Genomic DNA, 23,083 nt, shown 5'->3' with positions numbered 1-23,083 from the left:
TCAAACTCCCAGCCAGAACCGGATAATCATAGCGACAATGCCGAGAACAGCCACGCTGGCAAGCCATATGCCCGCCATCCATGCAAGCCGCTGCCACAGCGGCGGGGGAGGATCAGGCGGCTGCAACATCAATGATACCCCTCTTCACCAACCTTGCCGCGAAACACCCAATAGGTCCACGCGGTGTATCCGACAATCAGCGGAAGGGTCAGGGCGACGCCGATCAGCATGAAGACCTGGCTTTTCGCGGGCGCGGCGGCATCCCAAATGGTGAGTCCGGGCGGAACCACATAGGGCCACATGGTGACGCCCAGACCCGCCATGCCAAAGAAGAACAGCGCGATGGCGAGCCAGAACGGCTTGCTGTTGCGTTCCTTGAGGATCGATCGCACCAGCGATATCGCGACGATCGCGGTGATGATCGGAACTGGCGCGGCGAAATAGATTTCAGGGGCGGTCAACCAGCGGGCGGCGTATTCGGCATTAAGGGTGATGTTGTAGAGGCTGACAGCCCCCATCAACATGATCGTTGCGACAGCGGCGCGCACAGCCAGCCACCGCGCGTGGTTCTGAACCCCGCCATCCAGCTTCCAGATCAGCCATGTGCTTCCCAGCAAGGCATAGCCTGCGACCGTACCGAGGCCGGTGAGCATGGTGTAGGGGGTAAGCCAGTCCCACCAGCTTCCGGCATAGGCGCGGTCAACAACTTCGATACCTTGCAGCAAAGCGCCCAAAGTCATGCCTTGCGCCATGGCTGCAACCAGCGAACCGCCAAAAAACGCGGCATCCCAGAAAGCGCGATGCGCTGGATCACGCCAGCGGTATTCGAACGCAACGCCTCGGAAGACGAGGCCCAGAAGCATGGCGATTATCAGCGGATAGGTTGCCGGAAGCACCACGGCGTAGGCGAGTGGAAATGCCGCGAACAAGCCGCCCCCGCCCAACACCAGCCAGGTCTCGTTCCCGTCCCACACCGGCGCGATGGAGTTCATCGCGCGATTGCGCCCCTGCCCTACGCGCAAGGTCGGAAACAGGATACCGATACCGAGATCGAAGCCGTCCATCACCACATAGGCGAAGACCGCGAAGGCTATGATGAAGGCCCAGATGACTGTCAGGTCCATCAGTTGGTCTCCCTTGCATCGGTGCTGGTGGCGGGCAGCGGAGCGCCTCCGCTTGCCCCCTGCATAAGGCCGGGCGTTATCCCGGCGGTGCGGATAGGGCCGGTGTCGCCACGCTTTGCACCCAGCTCTCCGGCGTGGGGCACCTTGCCCATCAATTGCAGGATGTACCACACGCCGATCCCGAAGACCGTGAAATAGACGATGACGAAAGCCAGCAACGAGGCGGCGACGGCGGGCGCATCCAGCGGGCTGGCGGCATCGGCAGTGCGCAGCAGGCCATTGATCACATAGGGCTGACGGCCGACCTCGGTAGTGATCCATCCTGCGAGGACCGCAATGAAACCGCTGGGCGCCATCAGCACCGCCGCACGGTGCAGACAGGGCGCATCATACAGCCGCCCGCGAAAACGCGCATAGAGGCTCCAGAGGCCGATCCCGAGCATGGCAAATCCGATGCCGACCATGATCCGAAAGGCCCAGAAAACCATCCCGACGGGAGGCTCTTCATCATCGGGAATGGTATCGAGCCCGGCCAGAGGAGCATCCGGATCGTGCTTGAGGATCAGCGAAGATGCCTTGGGAATCTCGATCGCATAACGCACCGTCTTGGCTTCGCTATCGGGAATCCCGAACAGGATCAGCGGCGCACCATCCGGGTGGCTCTGGTAATGCCCTTCCATCGCCATGACTTTGGCGGGTTGATGCTCCAGCGTGTTGAGCCCGTGCAGGTCGCCGGCGAAAATCTGCAACGGGGTCACCAGCGCAGCCATCCACATCGCCATGGAAAACATCTTGCTGGCGTGGGCATTGGCGCGGTCCTTGAGCAGGTGATACGCGCCGACACCTCCGACAACGAAAGCGGTGGTTAGATAGGCCGCCATCACCGTATGGACGAGGCGATAGGGGAAGCTGGGGTTGAAGATGATGTCCCACCAGCTTTCACCGGGAAGGAACTGGCCGTTCTCGCCCATCACATGCCCCACAGGGGTCTGCATCCAGCTGTTGACTGAAAGGATCCAGAAGGCCGAAATGAAAGTGCCGATTGCCACCATCAGAGTGGCGGTGAAGTGCAGTTTCTTGCCGACTTTCTCCATCCCGAACAGCATCACGCCGAGGAACCCGGCTTCGAGGAAAAAGGCGGTAAGCACTTCATAGGCCATCAACGGCCCGATCACCGGCCCTGCCACATCCGAGAAAACCGACCAGTTGGTGCCGAACTGGTAGGACATGACGATTCCGGACACGACTCCCATGGCAAAGGCGATGGCGAAGATCTTCAGCCAGTATTTGAACAGGTCGAGGTAAACCTGCCTGCCGGTCTTCAGCCACAATCCCTCCAGCACCGCGAGATAGCTGGCCAGCCCGATCGAAAAGGCCGGGAAGAAGAAGTGGAAACTGACAGTGAAGGCGAACTGGATGCGGGCCAGTAACAGGGCGTCGAGTTGTTCGAACATGGCATTTCCCGATTGCGGGTGCAGACGTGATGAATGGCAGATACGGGATGGGCGCGTCTGCGATCAAGCAGACGCGCCCCCGCGACCCTCAGGCGACTTTTGTCGTTCGGAGGTAGGGCTTGATCGTCTTGAAGCCCTGCGGAAACATTTCCCTGGCCTTTTCGTCCGGGATCGAAGGCGGGATGATCACCTCGTCTCCGACTTTCCAGTTGGCAGGCGTGGCGATGGTGCAGCGATCGCTCAGTTGGAGACTGTCGATGACGCGCAGGATTTCGTCGAAGTTGCGCCCCACACTCATGGGATAGGTCATCACGAGCCGGATCTTCTTCGCCGGATCGATGATGAATACCGAACGCACGGCGGCGGTTTCCGACTGGTCCGGGTGGATCATGCCGTAAAGCCGGGCGATCTCCAGATCCGGGTCGGCGACAATCGGGAAGGACAGCGTGACGCCCTGCGTTTCGTCCACGTCCTTGACCCATTCGAGGTGCTCTTCGACGGTATCGGTCGACAGGCCGAGCGGCTTGACGTTCCGCTTTTCGAACTCGGCGGCAAGCTTGGCGGTCATGCCCATTTCGGTGGTGCAGACCGGGGTGAAATCGGCCGGATGGCTGAAGAAGAACACCCAACTGTCACCAGCCCAGTCGTGAAGATTGATCTCGCCGGTGGTGGTGGCGACGGTGAAGTTCGGGGCGATATCGCCGATATGCAAGCTCATGATGATTGCTCCTTGATTGGATGCCCCGGTTCCTAGACCCCGGCACACACTTTAGCCAATTCAATTACGCACATACATTAATCGAATTTATAAAGTCACACGCAAATGGCGCAATTTGGCCTGAAAGAGGCGAAATTCAGGATTTCAGTTACAGATTATTTTATATTGAACTGCAGATTCGCTCAGATCAGCCCGCGAGCTAGGTACTGGTCGTGCGGTTCGGGCGGGGTGCCATCGTCTGCAACTAGGCTGTCGAACGCCTTCGACTGGGAGAGGTAAACCTGCCCGTTGAGCTCGTCGATGAAATGCGAGCGCTTAAGCCGGTCCATCACCGGCCCTTTTACCTCCGACAGGTGCAGACCAACCTTTGCATCACCCAGGCGGTGATTGATTGCCTCCAGACTTTCCAGGCCGGATGCGTCCACTTCGTTCACCGCGCTGCACATCAGGATGACGTGCCGTACAGCCGGGCGGTCCGCGACCTGTTCCAGAACATATTCCTCAAGCCAGCGTGCATTGAGATAGGTCAGCGCCTCGTCGATCCGGATCGAGAGGATATGCGGCACGGTAAAGACCTTGTGCCGATCGACATTCCGGAAATGCTCGGTTTCAGGCACGCGTCCGACAATCGCAGCGTGGGGACGACTGGCGCGCCAGAGATAGAGCAACAGCCCCACGATCACACCCGCGATCACGCCCAGTTCCACTCCGGCCAGCAAGGTGATCGCAATGGTGGCGGCATGCGCTGCAAAATCGGCCTTGGAATAGTGCCACAATCGCTGCGGCGTGCGCAGATCGACAAGGCTCAGCACGGCGACAATGATAGTCGCGGCCAGCGTTGCGATCGGCAGGCTGTAAAGCAGCGGTGTCAGGAACAGCGTCGCCAGAGCAATACCGACGGCCGTGAAAGCACCTGCGGCGGGGGTTTGCGCTCCGGCATCGAAGTTCACTGCTGATCGGGCGAACCCGCCGGTAACCGGATAACCGCCCGAAAAGGCTGATGCGATGTTCGACGCGCCCAGGCCAATCAGTTCCTGATCCGGCGAAATCCGCTGCCGCCGCTTCGCCGCCAACGTTTGCGCTACCGAAACGCTTTCAACGAAGCCGATGATCGAAATCAGGAGGGCGGGAACCCACAATTTTTCTATCAAGGCAAGATCAGTCGATGGCAGCGCAAAAGGCGGAAGCCCTTGAGGGATCGATCCGGTGATGGCGACACCTGCCGCTTCCAGATCAAAGAAGATCACCGCCATGATCGAAAGCGCTACCGCCACGACCGGCCCTGCTTTGGCAGTCATTTCCGCCGCCCGGACAGGCATGCCCAGCGACTGCAATGCCGGCTTTGCCCCTTTCCGGACCCAGAACAGGAAAGCCATCGCCGGAATCCCGATCGCAATAGTAGTCAAGTTGATGTCCCCGATGACAGACGCCAGCGCACCGATCATTTCCGGCCAGTTGTCGCCCCCCGCCTTGACCCCGACGATATGCTTGATCTGGCTCGTCGCGATCAGGATGCCGCTGGCCGTTATGAAGCCGCTGATCACCGGATGCGACAGCAGGTTCGCGAGGAAACCGGCTCGCATCAGGCCGAGTATCGCCAGCATCACACCAGACAGGAACGCGAGCGTGATCGCTGCTTCGAGATATTCCGCAGTACCCTGCCCGGCCACGGCCCCGGCCGCACTCGCCGTCATAAGCGAAATCACCGCAACCGGGCCGACTGCCAGCGTGCGCGATGTGCCGAATACGGCATAGAGCATCAGGGGCAGGATGGAGGCGTAAAGCCCGACCACGGGTGGCAATCCCGCCAGCAAGGCATAGGCCAGGCTTTGCGGGATGAGCATGATGGTGACGATCACCGCCGCCATCAGATCGCTGGTCAGAATATCCCGATTGTAGCTGCGACCCCATTCGAGGATCGGGAAATAGCGCTTGAGCATGAATCGATGTCTTTCTCGATTATCGGGTGTGAACCCTAACGCGCCTCGGCCCTATTGCGCGATCAATCCCCCGGGACCAGCCAGCCACTCCCTGCCCTTCAGCATCCCGTTCCAGTAGATCCACGGCAGCGCATCGGCCTTCAGCATCCATGAAAGCCGCTGCGGCTTGGTGCCGTCAACCAGCCAGGTCGGAAAGCTGGGTGCAAGCTTGCCGCCATAGCCGAATTCGGCAAGCACGATCTTGCCGCGCTCCACCGTTAGCGGGCAGGAGCCATAGCCGTCATATCCTGCGCGCGGATTGTGCCCTTCCAGTTCCTGCAACACATTCACCGCGACCACCGGCGCCTGCTTGCGCGCCGCCGCTGCGGTCTTTGCATTAGGGGTGTTGGCTCCGTCTCCCAGACCGAAAACATTGGTGTGGCGCACATGCTGCAAGGTATGGTGATCGACATCGGTGAAGCCGGTGTCCGCCGCGAGCGGACTGTCGGCAAGAAACTGCGGAGCGACTTGCGGGGGGACGACATGGAGCATGTCGAACTCGCGAGCGACTTCGCCCTCTGCCGTTTTGAAAACCGCCTTTTGCGCGGGACCGTCGACTGCGACCAGATCGTTGCCGAGGTTCAGAGCGATATCATATTTCTCGATGTAGCTCATCAGCGCGGGCACATAGTCGGCAACCCCGAACAGGACACCGCCCGCGTTGCAAAACCCGACTTCGACCTGATCCAGCACGCCGCGTCGCAACCAGTGATCACAGGCGAGATACATCGCCTTTTGCGGGGCGCCCGCACACTTGATCGGCATGGGTGGCTGCGTGAACAACGCCTTGCCAGCCCGCATCCGTTCGACCAGTTCCCATGTGTAAGGCGCGAGATCGTAACGATAGTTCGAAGTAACCCCGTTTCGGCCCAGCGTTTCTTCCAGACCCGCGATCTTCTCCCAAGCAAGCCGGATGCCCGGAGCGACGACTAGCACTTCGTAGCCCAGCTTCGATCCGTCGCTCAGGGTGACTTCATTGTTGTCGGGCGTGAAGGCTGTGACACCCTGCCTGATCCAGGTCACACCTTTGGGCATTACGCTGGCCATGGGACGAACGGTAACCTTGGGGTCAAAGATGCCTCCCCCCACCATCGTCCAGCCCGGTTGATAGGCATGCGTGTCGCTTGGCTCGATGATCGCGATGTCGAGCCCTTTCCGGCGCGCAAGCAATGATGCGGCGGTAGCAATGCCCGCAGCGCCGCCACCAACAATGACGACCTTATGTGAAATGGACATCCTCTGATTCCCGTGCTGCTAGTTCAGTGTTTCGCGCAAGTTGCCGAGATCGTAGCCAGCTATCTCGGCTCGCTCGATCCGCTCGGAAACTGCTAGGTCATTAGGGTTGGCGAGCATTTCGAGGGTGATCGAACGTGTCCCGGTCCGGCAATAGGCGAGCACAGGGCCATCGGTGCCTTTTCGAATGGCGGCGAAGGCCGCTATTGCAGGAGGGGGAAAGGCGCCGCCGCTTACCGGAATGTGATGGAACGCGAGCCCTGCAGCTTGCGCCGCCTCGCGCATTTCGGCGACGGCGGGCTGGCTATCTTCCTCACCATCAGGGCGATTACAGATGATTGCGGCAAAACCCTGTTTAGCGGCTGTTTCACAGTCGCCGGGCTGCAATTGCGCCGACACCGCGAAGCCTGAATAGACCGGCTTGACCTCCATCAGCCCTTCCCTTCGATTAGGCGAACGATCGCCGTTCCCGCGAACATGGCGACAACGAAGATGGCCGCCGATGCCGGGTCGATAACCAGTGCGGCAAAGCCCGGGCCGGGGCACAGACCCGCAATCCCCCAGCCAATGCCGAACAGTGCAGAACCACCGATCAGGCGCGGGGTCAGGTCGCTGCGATCAGGCAGCGAAAACCCTTCGGCAAAGAGGGGGCGCATCATGCGCGACTGCACCTGCCAGGCGACCACCATCACCAGCACCGCTCCGCCCATGACGAAGGCAAGCGTCGGATCCCACGCGCCGAAAAGGTCGAGAAAACCCCGCACCCGGGCCGGATCGGTCATTCCGCCCAACGCAAGCCCCGCTCCGAATACGATGCCCGAAAGCGCGGGCACGATCACACGGTTCATCATGGCAAGACCTCCAGCCCGAGGGCATTCATGGCTGCCACCGTGGCAAAGCCCGTCGCCATGAAAGTGAGCGTGGCGACGATAGAGCGTTGCGAAAACCGGCTCATGCCGCACACGCCGTGGCCGCTGGTGCAACCGCTGCCAAGCCTTGTTCCTATGCCGACTGCAAGCCCGGCAATCACGAGGAAGATCGGCGATGCAAACTTCGCGCTCATTCCGCCCTGAAGCGCGCTGACAATCAGCGCGCCAACTGGCAGGCCAAGAACAAACAGCCATGCCGAAATGCGGGGCAGACTGCTTTCGCTCAGCCCAACGGCGCGCGCAGCGATGCCGGAGACGCCAGCAATCCGCCCTGCCCCCAACAGCATCAGTGCGGCGGCAAGACCGATCAGGATCCCGCCACCCAACCCCGCCAAGGGCGCTGCGTCTGGAAAGCCGGGCAGCATCATACCGCGTTCACCGGCAGCTTGAGATAAGTCACCCCATTATCGTCCGCGGGCGGCATGTGGCCGGCCCGCATGTTGACCTGCACCGAAGGCAGGATCAGGCGCGGCATGTCGAGGGTCGCGTCGCGCGCTTCGCGCATGGCGACAAATTCGTCTTCGGTAATGCCGTCATGGGCATGGATGTTGCCGGCGCGTTCGGCGGCGACCGTGGTCTCCCAGACATACTCCTCGCGGCCAGCGGGCAGGTAGTCATGGCACATGAACAGGCGAGTTTCTGGCGGGAGCGCAAGCACCCGGCGCAGCGAGCGGAACAATTGCCGCGCGTCACCGCCAGGAAAATCAGCCCGCGCCGTGCCATAGTCAGGCATGAACATCGTATCTCCCACGAACACGGCATCGCCAATCACATAAGCGATGCATGCGGGTGTGTGGCCGGGGACGTGCAGCACAACAACCGGCAGATTGCCGATGTTGAAGGTGTCGCCATCTGAAAAGAGGTGGTCGAACTGCGAGCCGTCCAGCTCAAATTCTGTGCCAGCGTTGAAGAGCTTTCCAAACACGCCCTGCACAACCTTGATGCGCTCCCCGATTGCGATCTTGCCGCCCAGCTTTTGCTGCAGGTAAGGCGCCGCAGACAGGTGATCGGCGTGCGCATGGGTCTCAAGCAGCCATTTCACTTGCAATTTTTTCGAAGTGACAAAATCGATAACGGCGTCGGCAGAGGTGGTGGAAGTGCGTCCGGAGTTCGGCGCAAAATCCAGAACCGAGTCGATAATCGCCGCCTCTCCGGTGGAGGGGTCACTGACGACATAGGTTACCGTGAATGTGTCAGGATCAAAGAAGCCCTTGATTTCCGGCCGTGAGGCATCGCCGTTCAACACGGATTGCACCTGTGCGGCGGCAGCGAGCAGAGTGCCATCGCTCTTATCCACTGACATTCTCCTTGACTTACATAAAGTGTGTATATGTATTGCAATTGAGGCTGTCAAGCGCTAGAGGCAGATCATGACACACGAAACCGCTCAGCCGCCCTGCGCCGGCCTTCGCATTGGTGACACTGCCCCCGAATTCGAGGCGCGCAGCACCATGGGGCCGGTAAGACTTTCCGACTTCAGCGGGCGCTGGCTGATACTATTTTCCCATCCGGCCGATTTCACGCCTGTTTGCACCACCGAATTTGTCGAGCTCGCCCGCGCCGCCAGCGATTTCGAGAAGCGCGACTGCGCGCTCATGGCGCTATCTGTCGACAGCCTGTTCGCCCATTTTGCATGGCTGCGCATAATTAGGGACCGGTTTGACGTGGAGGTCCGGTTTCCGATCGTCGAAGACCCGACGCTGGTGATCGGCCGCGCCTATGGCATGGTCGCTCCGCAGGACAATGACAGCGCCACGGTGCGCACCACCTTCTTCATTGATCCGTCGGGCACGATCCGGGCAATGACCTGCTATCCGGCGAACCTCGGACGCTCGATCCCCGAAATGCTGCGGATGATTGATGGCTTGCAGGCAATCGACAACCAGAACGGGCTGGCCCCCGCAAATTGGCAGGCAGGCGATCCGCTGCTCAGCTCGCCCAGCCAGAACATCGACGACGTCTATAACGCCGGCAATGCATCTGATTGGTTCATGAAGCCCGCCGCAAAGGGTGATGCGACATGACCGACGACGCACTTATTGAAGCGCTGAAGGCGCTGGCCCATCCCCTACGATTTCAAATCCTCGAAGCCTTGCATTCCGGCGAGTTGAACGTTGGCGAGATCGAGCAGCGCTGTGACATCGGCCAACCGGCTCTTTCCCAGCAACTCGGGGTCTTGAGGAGGGCCGGACTGGTAGAGACGCGGAAGAGCGCGAAGCTGGTATTCTACAGCCGCAACCAGCAGCGTCTGGCGGAACTGGGCGCCTTGGTCGGAGGTTTCGATCCTGACAATCTTGCGCCTGCCGACGGCAAAACCGAAACCAAGCGCACTGCAGCGCCGGGTGTAGCCAACTTCGCACGCATGGGGTGATCGCGCAAACGGATGCAGCACCGCATTGGCGGTTTTCGTGATCAGGTTCCGAAAGAAAATGGAGCGGGCGAGGCGATTCGAACGCCCGACCCCAACCTTGGCAAGGTTGTGCTCTACCCCTGAGCTACGCCCGCTCACTGACGCCACACAGGACCGCGTCAAACGCAAGTCTCTGCCGGGGAGGCGGCGCGATTAGCAGCGACTCACATGCCCTGCAAGAGTAAAATGCACCTGAATTTTCGCGAACATCGCGAACCGACACTAGCCAGCACTCCACGCAAGGTTCACAAGCGCAAAAAAGGCCCCACATTGGGGCCGACACGTAATCCGAACCAACCAGCAGGAGTTTTCCCTTGGCCAGCATGGGTCTGAACATCGAAGAGCAGAAGGCAGTCGAACGGTTCCGCAAGAATGTCGTCGAGCCGTCGCAGACGAAGCTGGTGATACTCGATTTCTGGGCCGAATGGTGCGGCCCGTGCAAGCAGTTGACCCCTGTGCTCGAAAAGGTCGCCGCCGAATATGCGGACAAGGGCGTGGTGCTCGCCAAGATCAATGTCGACGAAGAGCAGTTCATCGCCAGCCAGTTTCAGGTTCGCTCGATCCCGACGGTCTATGCGATGTTCCAAGGGCAGCCGGTAGCCGACATCAGCAGCGCGCGCACAGAAAGCCAGCTTAAGCAGATGCTTGAACAATTGCTCTCGCAACTGCCGGTGCAGCCTGGTGCAGCCGGCGACGAAAGCGCACCGCAGGGTCCCTCGCCAGAAGAGCTAGTGCAATTCGTTGCGATGGGCGAGGCCGCCCTGACCGAAGGCGATGCCCAGCGCGCGGCGAGCATTTTTGCTCAGGTCACGGAATTTGCCGGAGACAACGCACCGGCCCATGCCGGGCTTGTGCGCGCACTGATCGCCATGGGTCAGGTTGAAGAGGCCAAGCAGGTTCTCGCCGCGATGGAAACCGATCCCAGGCTGGCCAGCGACCCCGCAATGGCCGCGGCGAAGAGCGCTGTCGAGCTTGCGGGCACCCAGGTTGACGATGGCGAGCTTGCCCGACTGCGCGAGGCAGCCGGTGCCGCGCCAGATGACATGGAGGCGCAATTCGCCTTCGCGGAGGCTGCCTTTGCAAGCGGCGCGCGCGACGATGCGGCTAATACGCTGCTGGCGATGATCGAAAAGGATCGCGAATGGAACGATGGGGCCGCCCGCGCGAAACTGCTTCAGATATTCGAGGCGACCGGGCTTGAAGACGAATGGGTGGTAGCAACCCGTCGCCGCCTGTCAAAGATCCTGTTCGGATGATCCCGTCCTGATGGCCACGCGACTTTCCATCTTTCCTCTGACGGGCGCCGTGCTGTTCCCGGGCCTGCAGCTGCCGCTCCACATCTTCGAGCCGCGGTATCGCGCGCTGGTGGGCGATGCTCTGGTGCGTGATCGAAAGATCGCGATGATCCAGCCACAACGCCCGGTTGAAGGCGCCCCCCTCTACACGATCGGGTGCGTCGGACGCATCGGCGAGGTCGAAGCAATGGAGGACGGTCGCTACAATCTCATCCTTGAGGGCGTGTCGCGGTTCCGCATGCTGGCAGAACTCGATGTGACGACCGCGTTCCGCCAGATCGAAGCGGAACTGATCCAAGACGATCCGGATGAGACGCTGACCCATGCCCAGCGCGGTGGGTTCGAGCGCGAGGCACGCGAATTCGCCGCAAGCCAGGGCTACAGCGTCGATTGGGATTCGGTTCAGCGGCTTGACGACCAGTCATTGATCAACGGCGTCTCGCAAATCGCCCCATTCGATGCAGCTTCGAAACAGGCATTACTTGAGGCACCGACGCTAAGCACCCGCTGCGAATTGCTGGTCCAGTTGATGCAATTCTATGGGCGAGGCGACGGCAGCGAAGAGATCATGACGCTGCAATAATCAGAGGGCGGCTTTACAGCCCAAAGCTGCCCTTTAGCCCGTCAATCACATATTGCGCGGCCAGCGCCGCCAGCAACACGCCGAGCAAGCGGGTGATCACCGCTTCGACCTTGTCACCCAGCAGCCGAATCAGCGGTCCCGCAGCAACGAGAGCGATCGCCGTAATCGCGAGTACGAGACCGAGCGCGGCGAACACCTCGACGGTTTCAGCCGGCGATTCCGCTTCATTCATCAGTAGCATGATGGCCGCAATCGCACCCGGTCCGGCCAGCATCGGCATGGCCATCGGAAAGACCGACACGTCTTCGATCTCTGGATCATGCGCGACCTTGTCGGCACGCTCGGTGCGGCGCTGCGTGCGCTTTTCGAACACCATTTCAAACGCAATCCAGAACAGCATGAAACCGCCCGCGATGCGGAAACTGTCGAGCTCGATATGCAGGGCGCTGAGCAAGGTTTCGCCGAAGAACGCGAAAATCAGCAGGATGACCGCCGCGATTGCCGTGGCGCGCAGCGCCATATTGCGCGCCTGCGCCGTGCTCGCATTCTTCGTCAACCCGGCATAGATCGGCGCACAACCCGGCGGGTCGATCACGACGAACAGGGTGACGAGGGCAGAGACGAAGAGTTCAGGCAGCATCGCCGCCCCTGATCACCCTTCGCCCGGCGATGCAAGACTTTCTTCGATCGCGGTGAGCCATTGGCCTTGGTAGAAGTATTCGGCTGCAACGAATTTGGTGCCACCTTCGCGATGTTCCCAGCGCCAGCGGAGTGTTCCGTCCTTTGACAGAACCGCATTGGCCGCGCCGTCTTCGCCAATGGGAATGGCAGGGGGCGGGGGGATCGGAACCCCGGCGCGCGGGCACGTGGCGACCAGGCCCTGAATCGAATCGATCGCGGTGACAACAATGTCGCCATCCGCAACTTCGGCGCGTGGCGGAGGTTGCGGGACGTCCGGGCCACCAACGTCATAGGCCCATTTGTATGCCCCGTCAGGCTGGCGCTCCCATACAGTCACGTAATTTCCGACGATCCCTTCGGGCGTGACAAAGCGCCCTTGGCTGACCGCGGTTGCGCCGTCGCAACTCATCACGACAATGCGCGCACCCCATTGCACAGGTTCCGCCGGATCAGTCTGCGCTGGCAGCCAGGTGCCTGCGTCAATCACTCCGTTCGTGCCGTGGATCACCGCGCCGGGTGCAGCGAACTGCTGGAACGCGGTCCATTGTCCTTGCTCGCGCGCGGCACGGGCAAAGGCGACTTCAGCGGCGACAATCGTGCTCGGCTGAGCTTCGCCCGGAGCATTTGCCAGAACGCGGTTGATGATCTGGTTGGAAGGGCCCTGCACCCGCGGCCCGCCGCAAGCGGAAATGGCGCCGGCAAGAGCGGCAAGCGCGATTGCGGCCCGCGCTTTCCTCACAGCCCCTCCGGCACTGCGAGGCCTGCATTGCGATAAGCGGCGACAAGCGTGTTGCGCAGCAGCACCGCAATCGTCATCGGCCCGACCCCGCCCGGTACCGGGGTGATCGCACCTGCAACCTCGCTCGCTTCGTCAAAGGCGACATCGCCGACAAGGCGGCCCTTTTCGCTGCCCGGTTCAGGGGCCAGACGGTTGATGCCCACATCGATCACGGTCGCGCCTTCCTTAAGCCAGTCCTTGCGGATCATCTCTGGCCTTCCGACTGCCGCAACCACGATGTCCGCACGCTTAACGACCCCTGCCAGATCCTTGGTGCGGCTGTGAGCGATGGTGACGGTGGCGTTCGCGTCGAGCAGCAACTGCGCCATCGGCTTGCCAACGATGTTCGAGCGACCGATCACCACGGCTTCTAGTCCGGACAGATCGCCCAGACGATCCGTCAGAAGCATCATGCAGCCCAGCGGCGTGCAGGGAACAAACCCCGATTGACCGACGCTAAGCCGCCCGGCGTTGATGACGTGGAAACCGTCCACGTCCTTGTCCGGGCTGATCGCGGCGATGATGCTCTGTTCGTCGAGGTGACCGGGCAGCGGCAGCTGCACAAGGATGCCGTCCACCGCTTCATCCCGGTTGAGCTGTTCCACCAGCGCCAGAAGCTCTTCCGAGCTGGCATCGGCAGGCAGACGATGTTCGTAGCTGTTCATATGGGCGGCGACGGTCGCCTTGCCCTTGCTGCCGACATAGACCTGGCTGGCGGGATCATCGCCCACCAGCACCACCGCCAGCCCCGGCTTGCGCCCGGCAGCCTCTGCAAATTCCAGCGCCCGTTCGCCCACGCGCTCACGCAGGCGCGCGGCAAAGGCTTTTCCGTCGATGCGTGTCGCGCTCATCCCGGCCTCACGCAATGCTGAGCGCGAGGCGGTAAATCGCGACATCGAGAATGCGCAGGCCGAAAATCAGCACGATCGGCGAAAAGTCGATGGCGCCGGTATCGGGCATGATCCGCTGGATCGGTCGCAGGACAGGCGCGAGCAGGTTACGGATCGAATCATAGAACGCCATCAGGAACTGGTTGGTCGGGCTCACCACGTTGAAGGCGAACAGCAGGCTGATGACGAACTGGATGATGATCAGCATGATCAGCAGGCTGGTGAGCATGCTGACGATGTCGGAAATCAGAAAAAGGCCTTGCATGTGTGTTCCCGTGGCTAGAGCGTATTATCAACCTAATACGCCTTGGCAGTGCGTCAACCCGACTGGTTCAGGCCGCGCCCTTATCAAGACGCGTTCTTGCGCACCAGAGTTCCCGCACCGCGCGCGGTAAAGAATTCAAGCAGCATTGCGTGCGGCACCCGTCCGTCGAGAACCACTGCCGCCTCGCAGCCGGATTCGACCGCCGAAACGCAGGTTTCAAGCTTTGGCACCATGCCGCCCTTGATCACGCCCTCTTCCTTGAGCCGGGCAATCGCCGTCGGATCGAGATCGGTCAGCAACTTGCCTTCGCCGTCGAGCACACCGGCAACGTCGGTCAGCAGGAACAGTCGCGCCGCGCCCAGTGCAGCGGCGATCGCGCCCGCCATGGTGTCGGCGTTGATATTGTAGGTCTCGCCATCCTCGCCGCCCGCGATCGGAGCGATGACGGGGATCATCCCGGCGGCAACTGCGGTGTCGATCACGCTCGTGTCCACAATCGCGGGTTCACCGACAAAGCCGAGATCAACGACGCTTTCGATCAGGCTTTCCGGATCCTTCGTGGTGCGCGTCACCTTGCGCGCGGTGACAAGTCCGCCATCCTTGCCGGACAGGCCCAGCGCCTTGCCACCGGCCTTGGACAGCCAGCCCACCAGTTCCTTGTTGATCGCACCCGAGAGCACCATTTCGGCAACCTTGGCGGTCGCTTCGTCGGTAACCCGCAATCCGTCGACAAAGGTGCTTTGCACACCAAGCTTGGCCAGCATCTCGCCGATCTGTGGACCGCCGCCATGCACCACCACCGGGTTGATGCCCACCGCCTTCAACAGCACGATATCCTCGGCAAAGTCGCGCGCGGCCTGTTTGTTGCCCATCGCGTGCCCGCCGTACTTCACCACAAAGGTGCGCCCGGCGTAACGCTGGAAATAAGGTAGGGCCTCGATCAGAACCTCGGCCTTGGACAGGTCGAGCGAGTGATCGGCAGGAGTGGAAGGGGCAGTCATTATCGGCGCGCCTTTCTAGCCGCTCTTTGATGGTCGCGCGCCGCTTAGCCGCTTCGCGGGCGCGAGGGAAGCGGTGACGAGGAAACGGCTCGCAACACTTTTCGCGCCATCCATGTAACCGAACGACTCGCCTGCGCGAAACAAAGGGTGTGCCGCGCAGGCCCAGGGCAGCGTCGCACGATCTAGTCTAGGAGGAAACACGATGAACACCACTCGCTTCAAGGGATCGATCGCTCTCGCCACCTTCGCCGGCCTTGCCGCCGCGTGTTCGGGCGGCGCCGAAGCCCCGACAAATGCCGAAGGCGCAACGGAAGTCGCCGCCACCGAAGCCGCTGCCAAGGAAAAGTGCTACGGCATCTCGCTCGCCGGCAAGAACGATTGCGCCGCCGGGCCAGGCACCAGCTGCGCCGGCACCAGCACTATCGACTATCAGGGCAACGCCTGGAAATACGTCGATGCAGGCAGCTGCGAAACGACTAAACGCCCCGATGGCAGCTTCGGATCGCTTAGCGAAACAGCCGACGTCTGATCAGCAGCCGCACGTGATTTCAGGGCCGTCCGGAGCGATCCGGGCGGCCTTTGTCATATGTGTCGATGACAGTGCCGCCGCAGTGGAGCGGCAGGGCGGCGACTGCTAGTCCTCGCTTCATGGCTCCACCGCGTTTCCGATCCCGGCTCAGGCGCAATCGCCCGCGCAAGGGCAGCCCGCTGGGCAATTGGTGGCTGGTGTGGCGAATGCCGGTGTTGCTCTTGATCGTCATGGCGGTCTGGTGGTTCGGATTTCGCCCGTTGTCTGACGATGCGGAATGGCAGACCGTCAATGATAGCTTTGCCTTGTGCGGCGCACGGGGCAGCAGCCAGCCGGGCTGTGTGGTGGACGGCGATACGCTCATCCTCGGTTTCGGGAGTGCGCAGCGGCGTATTCGCCTGACCGGTTTCGATGCTCCCGAACTGAACGGAGCTTGCCCGGCAGAGAGCCGCCGCGCGATCGAGGCGCGTGATGCGCTCCACCAGTGGCTAGGCGAAGGGCCATTCGAATGGGACGGAGGTGACGCGCCCCCACGCGACCAGTACGGGCGCGAATTGCGCGCGGTGCGGCGCACGATGGCGGACGGTTCGCGAGACTACCTCGCCGACACTATGATCGATCGCGGGCTGGCTGGCGGGACCGGTTGGGGCAGCAACGAGCCCGACTGGTGCGAGTAAGAGCTTGCCCCGAGGCGCGCCTTGCGTAGACTGATTGCTCCGTCAGGCATCACAGGGGATCTCGCCATGACCGAACCTACCACTCCCAATTCCGGTTTCGACCTCAACCAGCCGACCATCATCTCGCTGCTGTACCTCGGCAGCTTCATCACCGGCGTGTCCGGGCTTGTCGGCATTGTGCTGGCGCATGTGTGGCAGGGGGAGAACCGCGACAATTGGGCCGCGTCGCACTTCACCTATCTCATCCGCACATTCTGGATCGGCTTTCTCGCCAGCATCATCGCCAGCGCCCTGATGTTCGTCCTCATCGGCTTCCTGCTGTTCCCGGTCATCGCCATCTGGGTTGGCGTGCGCAGCGTGCTGAGCCTGCTCAAGGCGCAGAAGCAGGAACCCATGCCCGATCCGCAAACGCTCCTGTTCTGAAGCGTGATGAGAGTGACGCCTCGCCTCTGACGTCACTCTCAAGGATTGGCGAGGCATCCGGGATAGGGCTACCTCGCAAAGGCTTTCACGATCCGCCGCGCGGCCAGCGCGCCGCCGATCAGCGCGGCCACCCTGCGCCGCCCGCGCCGCCGTGAGCGGTGCAGGCTGACGACACCCGCCAGCGGAAGCGGAAGGGGCGATCGGCGTTTCAGTCTCATCTGTGTCTCTCCTTACGCCGGAACCGCGTCCAGCACCGGAGCAGTCCCGGCACCAAGCCGCACTTCGGCTTCCTCGATCACGACGGCGATTTCATCGAGCAGCGCCAACCGCTGCTTCTTCAGCCGCGCCAGATACAGGTCAGACGCGCTTTCCGCCTCGCATTCGAGCCGCCCTATCGCCCGGCCCAGCGCGTGATACCGCTCCGCCAGATTGCAGAACTGCACATCGGCCAGCTTGAGCAAGGTCAGCACCCGTGCATCGCGCGGGAATTCCTCGTGCAGTTCCTGCGGGCGGCGTGTTGCGGTTTGAACGGCGTGCATCGCGGTCTCCTTGATCGGCTTGATTCGACCATGCAGCCGCGCATCAGACCCGTCTTTGACGTGCGTCAATCGGCCCGCATCCGCCCCGTTTTCCCTACAGGCTGGAACAGGTGGAACACGGTCCAGAAGAAAAATCGCGATTGTGTCACCCTTTCCCGCACAGGCTGTCACCTTTCGCCGCGAAGTGTCACCCACCGACGGCAAAGTGTCACCCAAGCAGGCAAAAGCGTCACTTTTCGCGAGATCAAACTGTCGCGTTTGCGGGCGCAAACTGTCACCCGCGCCGCCGTATCGCGGCCGGCACAGGGGCGGCATCAAGGGCTGCATCAAGGGCGCAGGCGCAGCAGGAACAATGGCGGGGGCAAGAACCGGGGGCATCACCCCGCATTCTTACCCCGCGCCGCATTGAGTAGGAAAGCGTCAGACAGCCGCCGCGCGCGCCCGCGACACGATCACCGTGATTTCGTCGAGCAGGCTCAGCCGGTGCTTCTTGAGCTGTTCGGTCCGCTCATCCGAAGCCGCCTCCGTCTCCGCCTCGATCCGGTGCACCTCGCGGTTCACTTCGTGATATTCATCCGCCAGCCGGGCGTAGTGGGCATCGGTCTGCTTCAACTGGGTGATCAGATCGCGATCGCGCTTGAAGATCTCGGTCAGTTCGTTGGGGGTGTGCTGGGACATTTGAGGCGTTCTCCCTTTGGATTGTGAGACAACCCTAGGCCGGAGTCGCCGCGCGGGAATTGACTCACGTCAAATCTGGCCGACTGCTGCCGAATACCGGCGGATTGCCACGCCTGCGCGCTGTGCTACGTCAGGTTCATGAAGACATTCACACATACGCGGGCGCTTTGTGCTGCCCTTGTCGCCCTGTCGCTCGCCGCCTGTTCGGGGGGTGAAGCCCCGGTTGAGGATGGCGCGGGAGAAGCCGCCGACGCCACTCCGCAGGACGAATTCTGGGCCGCCTTGTCGAGCCATTGCGGCAAAGCCTATTCGGGCGCGCTCGTCAGCGATGACGCCGCCGATGCCGATATGGCAGGCGCAGAAATGGTGATGGCGGTGGCCGAATGCAGCGCTGATCGCATCGCGGTGCCGTTCCACATCCGACAGGCGGACGGCACATGGGATCGTTCGCGCACCTGGCTGATCACACGCAATGACGCGGGCGGACTGCGTTTGAAGCACGATCACCGGCACGAAGATGGCGAGAGCGACGCTGTGACAATGTACGGCGGCGACACCGCACCGGGCGACATGGGCACAGCGCGCGTGCAAAGCTTCCCGGTGGATGCGGAAAGCGTGGCCATGTTCGAACGCGAAGGGCTGACCGCATCGGTAACGAACGTATGGACCGTCGAAGTCGACCCCGCCGGAACCGAAGGCGGCACCTACGCCTACCAGCTCAAGCGCACAGTGGAAGGCGGCGCACCGGAAGACCGGCTGTTCCGGGTGGAATTCGATCTCAGCGAAGAGGCCGAGATGCCGCCACCGGCGTGGGGTTGGGAGTAGGGGTAAGCCTGTTTCTCCTCCCGCTCGCGGGAGGGGAGTAGGTTGGAACATTACCAGAAGTAGATCAGGGCAAACACGCCTGCACAAAGCTGCAATGCGGCTATCCCGTGCAGTTCATTGCTGAACGGTTGTTTGCGCGTCTTGTGTCGAAACAGCGACCGTCCCGCATATGCTCCCAACGTGCCGCCAAAAAAGGCGAGATTGAGGAGTGTCGCCTCCGGTATCCGCCGCTCGCCTGCTTCTGCCAGAGCCTTGTCGATACCGAATGCGGCAAATGCGAGGAAGTTCACGACGATCAAAGCCGTCGCAATATTAGCCGGGCTGATGAGGGCGGTGAGTTGATCCACACCCGTGTTTTATAGCGCTAAAGCTTGAAAAATCGTTGCAAGTCAGTGCCCTACAATCAGGTAATACCCCCTCCCGCAGGCGGGAGGGGAGTTCGGGCCCACGCGTGCCAATTCACTTCGGCACGCGTGGGAAATCAAATCACTCCGCAGCCTCGACCGAGCCAAACATGTCCGGGCCGCCGTCAGCTTCGCAGTCTTCGTTGACGGCCTTCGCCTTCTGGCGCTTGTCGAAGCTTGACCACACATCGTTCCAGTTGCCGCGGGTTGCGCCCTTCGAATATTCGGTGGCGCGGGTTTCGAAGAAGTTGGCGTGCTCCACCCCGTTGAGCAGCGGCGCGAGCCACGGCAGCGGGTGTTCTTCCACCATGTAGATCGGCTGCAGGCCCAGCTGGCCAAGCCGCCAGTCGGCGATGTAGCGGATGTACTTCTTGATTTCCTTGGGGCTCATCCCGTTGACCGGGCCCATTTCGAACGCGAGATCGATGAAGGCGTCCTCCAGCCGGACGGTCTTCTGGCAGATGTCGATGATGTCTTCCTTCACCGCCTTGGTCAGGCACTGCCGCTCTTCGCAGAAGGTGTGGAACAGCTTGATGATGCCTTCGCAGTGAAGCGATTCGTCGCGCACCGACCAGCTGACGATCTGGCCCATGCCCTTCATCTTGTTGAAGCGCGGGAAGTTCATCAGCATGGCGAAGGAGGCGAACAGCTGCAGCCCTTCGGTGAAGCCGCCGAACATGGCGAGCGTGCGGGCGATGTCTTCGTCCGTGTCGACGCCGAACTGGTGCAGGTAATCGTGCTTGTCCTTCATTTCCTCATATTCGAGGAAAGCGGCGTATTCGCTTTCGGGCATGCCGATGGTGTCGAGCAGGTGCGAGTATGCCGCGATGTGCACCGTCTCCATGTTGGAGAAAGCGGTGAGCATCATCTTCACTTCCGTCGGCTTGAACACGCGGCCGTAATTGTCGTGGTAGCAATCCTGCACCTCGACATCGGCCTGCGTGAAGAAACGGAAGATCTGGGTGAGCAGGTTGCGCTCGTGCTCGGTGATTTTCTGCGCCCAGTCGCGGCAATCCTCGCCCAGAGGCACTTCCTCGGGCATCCAGTGGATCTGCTGCTGGCGTTTCCAGAAGTCGTATGCCCACGGGTATTCGAACGGCTTGTAGGTCTTGCGGGCTTCGAGCAACGACATCTTGTGGTCCTTCGGTTTGGGTTGGCTATCCTATGTAGGGAAACAAACTACGGAATCGAAGGCAAGCGGGTATGATTCGGCGGGGATAAACCGTGCAAAATCCGAGTCGAACGGAAAGGTTCGAAAACGCATCCGCACCAGCACCCGCACTAACCCCAAATTAAAGGACTGCAGTTAACCGGGTGCGCATGGGCGTGATGCAATCCCTTGTCCCCGATGGCGCGTTCGAAAGCCTGCCTCTGCCCGAGGAAGAAATGGACGTGCCTGCCGGGATCGATTCGGACATGGTCGAGTCGATCGACCGGGAACGCCTGCCCTTGCGCCGCTGGCCCGCCGCGGTTGCCGAACTCTATCGCCAGGAAGTGATCGACCGGCTGTATCGCGAGGAGCATTTCCTGTTCCTGCTCGGCCTGCTGCTGTGCATGGCGACGATTGCGGTCGACCTCATCGTCAATCCCGACATGCTGGAAGAAGGTGCGATCCTGCGCGTGGTGGCGGTGGCGCCGCTGACGCTGGCTGGCCTGATCGCCGGAGCGCGTGGCTGGACACAGGCGCTCGCCTTTTGCGTGGGCGCCGCGCCGATCGCCTTTATCGCGGTGATCGTGCACCTCGCCCTGCAATTGCCGCCCGATCTCGCGCCGCGATATCTGCTCGCAACGATCCTGGTGGTGGGCATCGCCAACATGATGCTGCCCTATTCCCTGCGCGGCCTCGTGATTTTCGACGCGTCCGCGATCATCGTCGCAACCGGGGTGATCGCGCTGCACGGCAGCGAATTCCTGATGCTCTATGCCGATACCGTCGTCGTCTTCGCGCTCGCCGCTGCTGGCACATTGCCGGTGGCGGGACGGTTTGAACGGTTGCGGCAGCACAATTTCCTGCTGAACCTGCGCGCCCGCATCTTCAGCCGCGAACTGCTCAAGGCCAATCACTCGCTTCAGCTGCTGTCGGAAACCGACCCGCTCACCGGAATCGCCAACCGCCGCTGTTTTGAGCGCCATTTCGAAACCGAGATAGTGGCTCCGGGCGAGCATGGCCGCGCCCACGATCTGATCGGGCTGATGATGATCGACCTCGATCACTTCAAGGCCTTCAATGACACCCACGGCCACCAGTCAGGCGACTATTGCCTGAAACTGGTCGCGAGCGCGCTGCAGGACATTTTCGATGAGGCGGGCGGCATCGTCGCGCGTTACGGTGGCGAGGAATTCGTCGGTGCGGTGCGCAAGCGCGAAGCCGCGAAGATCCGTGCCATTGCCGAAGATGTGCGCCAGACCGTCGCCGCGACCCTGACCCCGGTGTGCGAAATCGACCGTTCGCTGGTCACCGCATCAGTCGGCGTCGGCGTGGCCCCGGCCGCAATCATGCTTCCGCGCGAAGAGTTGCTCGAAATGGCCGACGCGGCGCTTTACAGCGGCAAGAACGAAGGCCGCAACAAGGTCGTCATCGTCGAAGCCGAAGGGGCATTCATCCCGCCGCGCCCGGCGGATTAATCACGCCTCCCGCCGCACTCGGCGGGTTAATTGTTACGCTTCTTCGATCCGAAAAAGCTGCCGCCCCCCAGCACGGTAATGCCGAGGAAGAACCCGAAATCGTACCAGCCGCCGGTGTTCGGCACCGCATAAACCGCGACGTCATCGGAAAACAGCGAGCCGATCCAGCTCCACGGGAAGATGAAGCCGTGCCACAGCCCCCACCAGAAACCCGGCACATCCGGGCCGGACGAAAGCCCGGCATCGATCTGGCTCGCACATGCGGACAGCAGCAGCGCAAGCGCCGCCGCTCCCAGTATTCTGAATGAGCTCGTCACAGCGTCCCCATCATGATCACCATCCACATGATCGGCAGGAAAGTGCCCGCCATCACGATGTGCAGGCGTCCGGCATTGGCGGCATGGCCTTCGGGCCCTTTTGACAGGCGCATCCCGTTGAGAATGAAGAAGAGCGCGAACACCGTGCCCGCTATGCCGATCCAGAGTTGCGGCGTCATATCGTTTACTCCCGTCGATGACGCAGCGATCCACGCCTGCGCCCGTCTCTGATCCCGATCGGGAGACTGGCACAATTTTCAGCGAAGTGCGAGGGGGTTGCGCCCGGCGCGGCGCAGGTCATGCGTGTCAGCAGAAACGATGCGGCTTGATCTGGCCGATATCATCAAGGCCGACGCCGATATTGCGATCGGCAGGGTCGGGGATGTGGCTCGATTGAATTCGGCCGAACTGGCTTTCCGGCAGCGGTGCGAGGAAGCCCAGCCCTGCCTCGCCGCCGGCAACCCATTTGACGATCCCCCGGTGCGGCCCAGTGCCCGCAACATATATCTGCAGTGGCGACCCTGGCGTCAGTCGGCGCAAGCCCAGATCAAAACGGCAGCCGCTGGGCGAAAGATCGCGCAGCACGACATCCTGCAATTCGCCCGAACCGGAAATATACCGGCCCGGCAAGTTGATTTTCTTGCGTGAAGACTGGCGTGTTTTCATAGACCTGACGGTTAGGTAGAGCCCCTTAATGCATTTTAAAATCGGGACTAGGGGTCGCTG

Annotated in this window: 32 protein-coding genes and 1 tRNA gene; 9 read left to right on the top strand and 24 right to left on the bottom strand. The window is 61.5% G+C overall.

Annotated elements, in window-relative coordinates; genetic code table 11:
• From AABA34_RS03665 to AABA34_RS03620, 10 genes are all read right to left on the bottom strand, one after another.
• Positions 1-129 (bottom strand): DUF2474 family protein, encoded by a 129-nt coding sequence (locus AABA34_RS03665; RefSeq protein ID WP_034956147.1) that lies wholly within the window; start codon positions 127-129, stop codon positions 1-3.
• Entirely contained in the window at positions 129-1,124 is a 996-nt protein-coding gene (cydB, locus tag AABA34_RS03660) for a cytochrome d ubiquinol oxidase subunit II (RefSeq protein WP_338303945.1), read from the bottom strand. The genes AABA34_RS03665 and cydB overlap by 1 nt, the downstream gene beginning before the upstream one ends.
• A complete protein-coding gene (locus AABA34_RS03655; protein ID WP_338303944.1) occupies positions 1,124-2,578 on the bottom strand; it encodes a cytochrome ubiquinol oxidase subunit I in 1,455 nt (484 codons plus the stop codon). The genes cydB and AABA34_RS03655 overlap by 1 nt, the downstream gene beginning before the upstream one ends.
• An 88-nt stretch (positions 2,579-2,666) precedes the next feature.
• Positions 2,667-3,296 carry a peroxiredoxin gene (locus AABA34_RS03650; protein WP_338303942.1) on the bottom strand — a complete coding sequence of 210 codons (630 nt, stop codon included), beginning with the start codon at positions 3,294-3,296 and terminating at the stop codon, positions 2,667-2,669.
• Positions 3,297-3,478: 182 nt separating this feature from the next.
• The gene (locus tag AABA34_RS03645) at positions 3,479-5,236 is read right to left on the bottom strand and encodes a SulP family inorganic anion transporter (protein WP_338303941.1); all 1,758 of its coding nucleotides are present in this window, start codon (positions 5,234-5,236) and stop codon (positions 3,479-3,481) included.
• Between the two features lie 51 nt (positions 5,237-5,287).
• Complete coding sequence (locus AABA34_RS03640; RefSeq protein ID WP_338303940.1) at positions 5,288-6,511, bottom strand: NAD(P)/FAD-dependent oxidoreductase; 1,224 nt, start codon at positions 6,509-6,511, stop codon at positions 5,288-5,290.
• Between the two features lie 18 nt (positions 6,512-6,529).
• A complete protein-coding gene (locus AABA34_RS03635) occupies positions 6,530-6,940 on the bottom strand; it encodes a TIGR01244 family sulfur transferase (RefSeq protein ID WP_338303939.1) in 411 nt (136 codons plus the stop codon).
• Positions 6,940-7,356 carry a DUF6691 family protein gene (locus tag AABA34_RS03630; RefSeq protein WP_416833178.1) on the bottom strand — a complete coding sequence of 139 codons (417 nt, stop codon included), beginning with the start codon at positions 7,354-7,356 and terminating at the stop codon, positions 6,940-6,942. Before AABA34_RS03630 ends, AABA34_RS03635 begins: the two co-directional genes overlap by 1 nt.
• On the bottom strand, positions 7,356-7,805 hold the full coding sequence (locus AABA34_RS03625) for a YeeE/YedE family protein (protein ID WP_034956156.1): 450 nt from the start codon (positions 7,803-7,805) through the stop codon (positions 7,356-7,358). The genes AABA34_RS03630 and AABA34_RS03625 overlap by 1 nt, the downstream gene beginning before the upstream one ends.
• Positions 7,802-8,740: an MBL fold metallo-hydrolase gene (locus AABA34_RS03620; RefSeq protein ID WP_338304682.1), complete on the bottom strand. Its 939-nt coding sequence runs from the start codon at positions 8,738-8,740 to the stop codon at positions 7,802-7,804. The genes AABA34_RS03625 and AABA34_RS03620 overlap by 4 nt, the downstream gene beginning before the upstream one ends.
• A 67-nt stretch (positions 8,741-8,807) precedes the next feature.
• Between AABA34_RS03620 and AABA34_RS03615 the strand changes: the two genes are divergently transcribed.
• Together AABA34_RS03615 and AABA34_RS03610 are read left to right on the top strand one after the other, a co-directional pair.
• A complete protein-coding gene (locus tag AABA34_RS03615; protein WP_338303937.1) occupies positions 8,808-9,461 on the top strand; it encodes a peroxiredoxin in 654 nt (217 codons plus the stop codon).
• Positions 9,458-9,808, top strand: coding sequence for an ArsR/SmtB family transcription factor (locus tag AABA34_RS03610; protein ID WP_252259676.1), 351 nt, complete (start codon positions 9,458-9,460; stop codon positions 9,806-9,808). Before AABA34_RS03615 ends, AABA34_RS03610 begins: the two co-directional genes overlap by 4 nt.
• 59 nt (positions 9,809-9,867) lie before the next feature.
• On the opposite strand, the gene AABA34_RS03605 is transcribed toward AABA34_RS03610, so the two are convergent.
• A tRNA-Gly gene (locus AABA34_RS03605) sits at positions 9,868-9,942 on the bottom strand.
• A 228-nt stretch (positions 9,943-10,170) separates the two neighbouring features.
• Between AABA34_RS03605 and trxA the strand changes: the two genes are divergently transcribed.
• Entirely contained in the window at positions 10,171-11,103 is a 933-nt protein-coding gene (gene trxA, locus AABA34_RS03600; RefSeq protein WP_338304681.1) for a thioredoxin, read from the top strand.
• Positions 11,104-11,113: 10 nt separating this feature from the next.
• Positions 11,114-11,725: an LON peptidase substrate-binding domain-containing protein gene (locus tag AABA34_RS03595; RefSeq protein ID WP_338303936.1), complete on the top strand. Its 612-nt coding sequence runs from the start codon at positions 11,114-11,116 to the stop codon at positions 11,723-11,725.
• Positions 11,726-11,738: 13 nt separating this feature from the next.
• Here AABA34_RS03595 and AABA34_RS03590 read toward each other — a convergent pair whose 3' ends face one another.
• From AABA34_RS03590 to argB, 5 genes are all read right to left on the bottom strand, one after another.
• On the bottom strand, positions 11,739-12,362 hold the full coding sequence (locus AABA34_RS03590; protein ID WP_338304679.1) for a MarC family protein: 624 nt from the start codon (positions 12,360-12,362) through the stop codon (positions 11,739-11,741).
• Between the two features lie 15 nt (positions 12,363-12,377).
• On the bottom strand, positions 12,378-13,145 hold the full coding sequence (locus tag AABA34_RS03585; protein WP_338303935.1) for a hypothetical protein: 768 nt from the start codon (positions 13,143-13,145) through the stop codon (positions 12,378-12,380).
• Positions 13,142-14,035, bottom strand: a complete 894-nt coding sequence (gene folD / locus AABA34_RS03580; RefSeq protein ID WP_338303934.1) for a bifunctional methylenetetrahydrofolate dehydrogenase/methenyltetrahydrofolate cyclohydrolase FolD — start codon at positions 14,033-14,035, stop codon at positions 13,142-13,144. Before folD ends, AABA34_RS03585 begins: the two co-directional genes overlap by 4 nt.
• A 7-nt stretch (positions 14,036-14,042) precedes the next feature.
• The gene (locus AABA34_RS03575; RefSeq protein ID WP_034956167.1) at positions 14,043-14,339 is read right to left on the bottom strand and encodes a YggT family protein; all 297 of its coding nucleotides are present in this window, start codon (positions 14,337-14,339) and stop codon (positions 14,043-14,045) included.
• Positions 14,340-14,422: 83 nt separating this feature from the next.
• Complete coding sequence (argB, locus tag AABA34_RS03570) at positions 14,423-15,340, bottom strand: acetylglutamate kinase (RefSeq protein ID WP_338303932.1); 918 nt, start codon at positions 15,338-15,340, stop codon at positions 14,423-14,425.
• 202 nt (positions 15,341-15,542) lie between these two features.
• On the opposite strand from argB, the gene AABA34_RS03565 reads away from it, so the two are divergent.
• From AABA34_RS03565 to AABA34_RS03555, 3 genes are all read left to right on the top strand, one after another.
• The gene (locus AABA34_RS03565; protein ID WP_338303931.1) at positions 15,543-15,869 is read left to right on the top strand and encodes a BufA1 family periplasmic bufferin-type metallophore; all 327 of its coding nucleotides are present in this window, start codon (positions 15,543-15,545) and stop codon (positions 15,867-15,869) included.
• Between the two features lie 119 nt (positions 15,870-15,988).
• Positions 15,989-16,546: a thermonuclease family protein gene (locus AABA34_RS03560; RefSeq protein WP_338303930.1), complete on the top strand. Its 558-nt coding sequence runs from the start codon at positions 15,989-15,991 to the stop codon at positions 16,544-16,546.
• A gap of 66 nt (positions 16,547-16,612) precedes the next feature.
• On the top strand, positions 16,613-16,969 hold the full coding sequence (locus tag AABA34_RS03555) for a DUF4870 family protein (RefSeq protein ID WP_034956172.1): 357 nt from the start codon (positions 16,613-16,615) through the stop codon (positions 16,967-16,969).
• A 68-nt stretch (positions 16,970-17,037) separates the two neighbouring features.
• On the opposite strand, the gene AABA34_RS03550 is transcribed toward AABA34_RS03555, so the two are convergent.
• From AABA34_RS03550 to AABA34_RS03540, 3 genes are all read right to left on the bottom strand, one after another.
• Positions 17,038-17,187, bottom strand: a complete 150-nt coding sequence (locus AABA34_RS03550) for a hypothetical protein (RefSeq protein ID WP_338303929.1) — start codon at positions 17,185-17,187, stop codon at positions 17,038-17,040.
• Positions 17,188-17,199: 12 nt separating this feature from the next.
• Positions 17,200-17,508, bottom strand: coding sequence for a YdcH family protein (locus AABA34_RS03545; protein WP_338303928.1), 309 nt, complete (start codon positions 17,506-17,508; stop codon positions 17,200-17,202).
• Positions 17,509-17,928: 420 nt separating this feature from the next.
• The gene (locus AABA34_RS03540; RefSeq protein ID WP_338303927.1) at positions 17,929-18,186 is read right to left on the bottom strand and encodes a YdcH family protein; all 258 of its coding nucleotides are present in this window, start codon (positions 18,184-18,186) and stop codon (positions 17,929-17,931) included.
• Positions 18,187-18,324: 138 nt separating this feature from the next.
• On the opposite strand from AABA34_RS03540, the gene AABA34_RS03535 reads away from it, so the two are divergent.
• Positions 18,325-19,011, top strand: a complete 687-nt coding sequence (locus tag AABA34_RS03535) for a hypothetical protein (RefSeq protein WP_338303926.1) — start codon at positions 18,325-18,327, stop codon at positions 19,009-19,011.
• 50 nt (positions 19,012-19,061) lie between these two features.
• On the opposite strand, the gene AABA34_RS03530 is transcribed toward AABA34_RS03535, so the two are convergent.
• Both AABA34_RS03530 and AABA34_RS03525 read right to left on the bottom strand, forming a co-directional pair.
• Entirely contained in the window at positions 19,062-19,358 is a 297-nt protein-coding gene (locus AABA34_RS03530; protein ID WP_416830722.1) for a DUF1294 domain-containing protein, read from the bottom strand.
• Positions 19,359-19,497: 139 nt separating this feature from the next.
• On the bottom strand, positions 19,498-20,547 hold the full coding sequence (locus tag AABA34_RS03525; RefSeq protein WP_338303924.1) for a ribonucleotide-diphosphate reductase subunit beta: 1,050 nt from the start codon (positions 20,545-20,547) through the stop codon (positions 19,498-19,500).
• 197 nt (positions 20,548-20,744) lie between these two features.
• On the opposite strand from AABA34_RS03525, the gene AABA34_RS03520 reads away from it, so the two are divergent.
• Positions 20,745-22,040: a GGDEF domain-containing protein gene (locus tag AABA34_RS03520; RefSeq protein WP_338303922.1), complete on the top strand. Its 1,296-nt coding sequence runs from the start codon at positions 20,745-20,747 to the stop codon at positions 22,038-22,040.
• Between the two features lie 26 nt (positions 22,041-22,066).
• Here the strand turns inward: AABA34_RS03520 and AABA34_RS03515 are convergent, their stop codons facing one another.
• The 3 genes from AABA34_RS03515 to AABA34_RS03505 form a co-directional block, all read right to left on the bottom strand.
• Complete coding sequence (locus tag AABA34_RS03515; RefSeq protein WP_338303921.1) at positions 22,067-22,357, bottom strand: LPXTG cell wall anchor domain-containing protein; 291 nt, start codon at positions 22,355-22,357, stop codon at positions 22,067-22,069.
• The gene (locus AABA34_RS03510; protein ID WP_034956178.1) at positions 22,354-22,536 is read right to left on the bottom strand and encodes a hypothetical protein; all 183 of its coding nucleotides are present in this window, start codon (positions 22,534-22,536) and stop codon (positions 22,354-22,356) included. Before AABA34_RS03510 ends, AABA34_RS03515 begins: the two co-directional genes overlap by 4 nt.
• Positions 22,537-22,663: 127 nt before the next feature.
• Complete coding sequence (locus AABA34_RS03505; protein WP_338303919.1) at positions 22,664-23,023, bottom strand: PilZ domain-containing protein; 360 nt, start codon at positions 23,021-23,023, stop codon at positions 22,664-22,666.
• Positions 23,024-23,083 lie beyond the last annotated feature (60 nt).

Origin of the sequence: Erythrobacter sp. Dej080120_24, assembly GCF_036322605.1 — a bacterium.
Lineage (GTDB): Bacteria > Pseudomonadota > Alphaproteobacteria > Sphingomonadales > Sphingomonadaceae > Erythrobacter > Erythrobacter aurantius.
Note: the sequence above shows the minus strand (reverse complement) of the source record. Positions and strands in the feature narration are given on the sequence as shown.

Excerpts from the sequence above, each read along its gene's own strand:
- AABA34_RS03620 (WP_338304682.1), bottom strand. The coding sequence starts at position 8,740 with ATGTCAGTGGATAAGAGCGATGGCACTCTGCTCGCTGCCGCCGCACAG.
- AABA34_RS03540 (WP_338303927.1), bottom strand. The coding sequence starts at position 18,186 with ATGTCCCAGCACACCCCCAACGAACTGACCGAGATCTTCAAGCGCGAT.
- AABA34_RS03610 (WP_252259676.1), top strand. The coding sequence starts at position 9,458 with ATGACCGACGACGCACTTATTGAAGCGCTGAAGGCGCTGGCCCATCCC.
- AABA34_RS03640 (WP_338303940.1), bottom strand. The coding sequence starts at position 6,511 with ATGTCCATTTCACATAAGGTCGTCATTGTTGGTGGCGGCGCTGCGGGC.
- AABA34_RS03560 (WP_338303930.1), top strand. The coding sequence starts at position 15,989 with ATGGCTCCACCGCGTTTCCGATCCCGGCTCAGGCGCAATCGCCCGCGC.
- AABA34_RS03520 (WP_338303922.1), top strand. The coding sequence starts at position 20,745 with ATGCAATCCCTTGTCCCCGATGGCGCGTTCGAAAGCCTGCCTCTGCCC.
- AABA34_RS03655 (WP_338303944.1), bottom strand. The coding sequence starts at position 2,578 with ATGTTCGAACAACTCGACGCCCTGTTACTGGCCCGCATCCAGTTCGCC.
- AABA34_RS03535 (WP_338303926.1), top strand. The coding sequence starts at position 18,325 with ATGAAGACATTCACACATACGCGGGCGCTTTGTGCTGCCCTTGTCGCC.
- AABA34_RS03575 (WP_034956167.1), bottom strand. The coding sequence starts at position 14,339 with ATGCAAGGCCTTTTTCTGATTTCCGACATCGTCAGCATGCTCACCAGC.
- AABA34_RS03565 (WP_338303931.1), top strand. The coding sequence starts at position 15,543 with ATGAACACCACTCGCTTCAAGGGATCGATCGCTCTCGCCACCTTCGCC.
- AABA34_RS03625 (WP_034956156.1), bottom strand. The coding sequence starts at position 7,805 with ATGATGCTGCCCGGCTTTCCAGACGCAGCGCCCTTGGCGGGGTTGGGT.
- AABA34_RS03635 (WP_338303939.1), bottom strand. The coding sequence starts at position 6,940 with ATGGAGGTCAAGCCGGTCTATTCAGGCTTCGCGGTGTCGGCGCAATTG.
- cydB (WP_338303945.1), bottom strand. The coding sequence starts at position 1,124 with ATGGACCTGACAGTCATCTGGGCCTTCATCATAGCCTTCGCGGTCTTC.
- AABA34_RS03630 (WP_416833178.1), bottom strand. The coding sequence starts at position 7,356 with ATGAACCGTGTGATCGTGCCCGCGCTTTCGGGCATCGTATTCGGAGCG.
- AABA34_RS03665 (WP_034956147.1), bottom strand. The coding sequence starts at position 129 with ATGTTGCAGCCGCCTGATCCTCCCCCGCCGCTGTGGCAGCGGCTTGCA.
- AABA34_RS03650 (WP_338303942.1), bottom strand. The coding sequence starts at position 3,296 with ATGAGCTTGCATATCGGCGATATCGCCCCGAACTTCACCGTCGCCACC.
- AABA34_RS03550 (WP_338303929.1), bottom strand. The coding sequence starts at position 17,187 with ATGAGACTGAAACGCCGATCGCCCCTTCCGCTTCCGCTGGCGGGTGTC.
- AABA34_RS03615 (WP_338303937.1), top strand. The coding sequence starts at position 8,808 with ATGACACACGAAACCGCTCAGCCGCCCTGCGCCGGCCTTCGCATTGGT.
- AABA34_RS03525 (WP_338303924.1), bottom strand. The coding sequence starts at position 20,547 with ATGTCGTTGCTCGAAGCCCGCAAGACCTACAAGCCGTTCGAATACCCG.
- AABA34_RS03645 (WP_338303941.1), bottom strand. The coding sequence starts at position 5,236 with ATGCTCAAGCGCTATTTCCCGATCCTCGAATGGGGTCGCAGCTACAAT.
- AABA34_RS03505 (WP_338303919.1), bottom strand. The coding sequence starts at position 23,023 with ATGAAAACACGCCAGTCTTCACGCAAGAAAATCAACTTGCCGGGCCGG.
- AABA34_RS03510 (WP_034956178.1), bottom strand. The coding sequence starts at position 22,536 with ATGACGCCGCAACTCTGGATCGGCATAGCGGGCACGGTGTTCGCGCTC.
- AABA34_RS03595 (WP_338303936.1), top strand. The coding sequence starts at position 11,114 with ATGGCCACGCGACTTTCCATCTTTCCTCTGACGGGCGCCGTGCTGTTC.
- folD (WP_338303934.1), bottom strand. The coding sequence starts at position 14,035 with ATGAGCGCGACACGCATCGACGGAAAAGCCTTTGCCGCGCGCCTGCGT.
- argB (WP_338303932.1), bottom strand. The coding sequence starts at position 15,340 with ATGACTGCCCCTTCCACTCCTGCCGATCACTCGCTCGACCTGTCCAAG.
- AABA34_RS03555 (WP_034956172.1), top strand. The coding sequence starts at position 16,613 with ATGACCGAACCTACCACTCCCAATTCCGGTTTCGACCTCAACCAGCCG.
- AABA34_RS03545 (WP_338303928.1), bottom strand. The coding sequence starts at position 17,508 with ATGCACGCCGTTCAAACCGCAACACGCCGCCCGCAGGAACTGCACGAG.
- trxA (WP_338304681.1), top strand. The coding sequence starts at position 10,171 with ATGGGTCTGAACATCGAAGAGCAGAAGGCAGTCGAACGGTTCCGCAAG.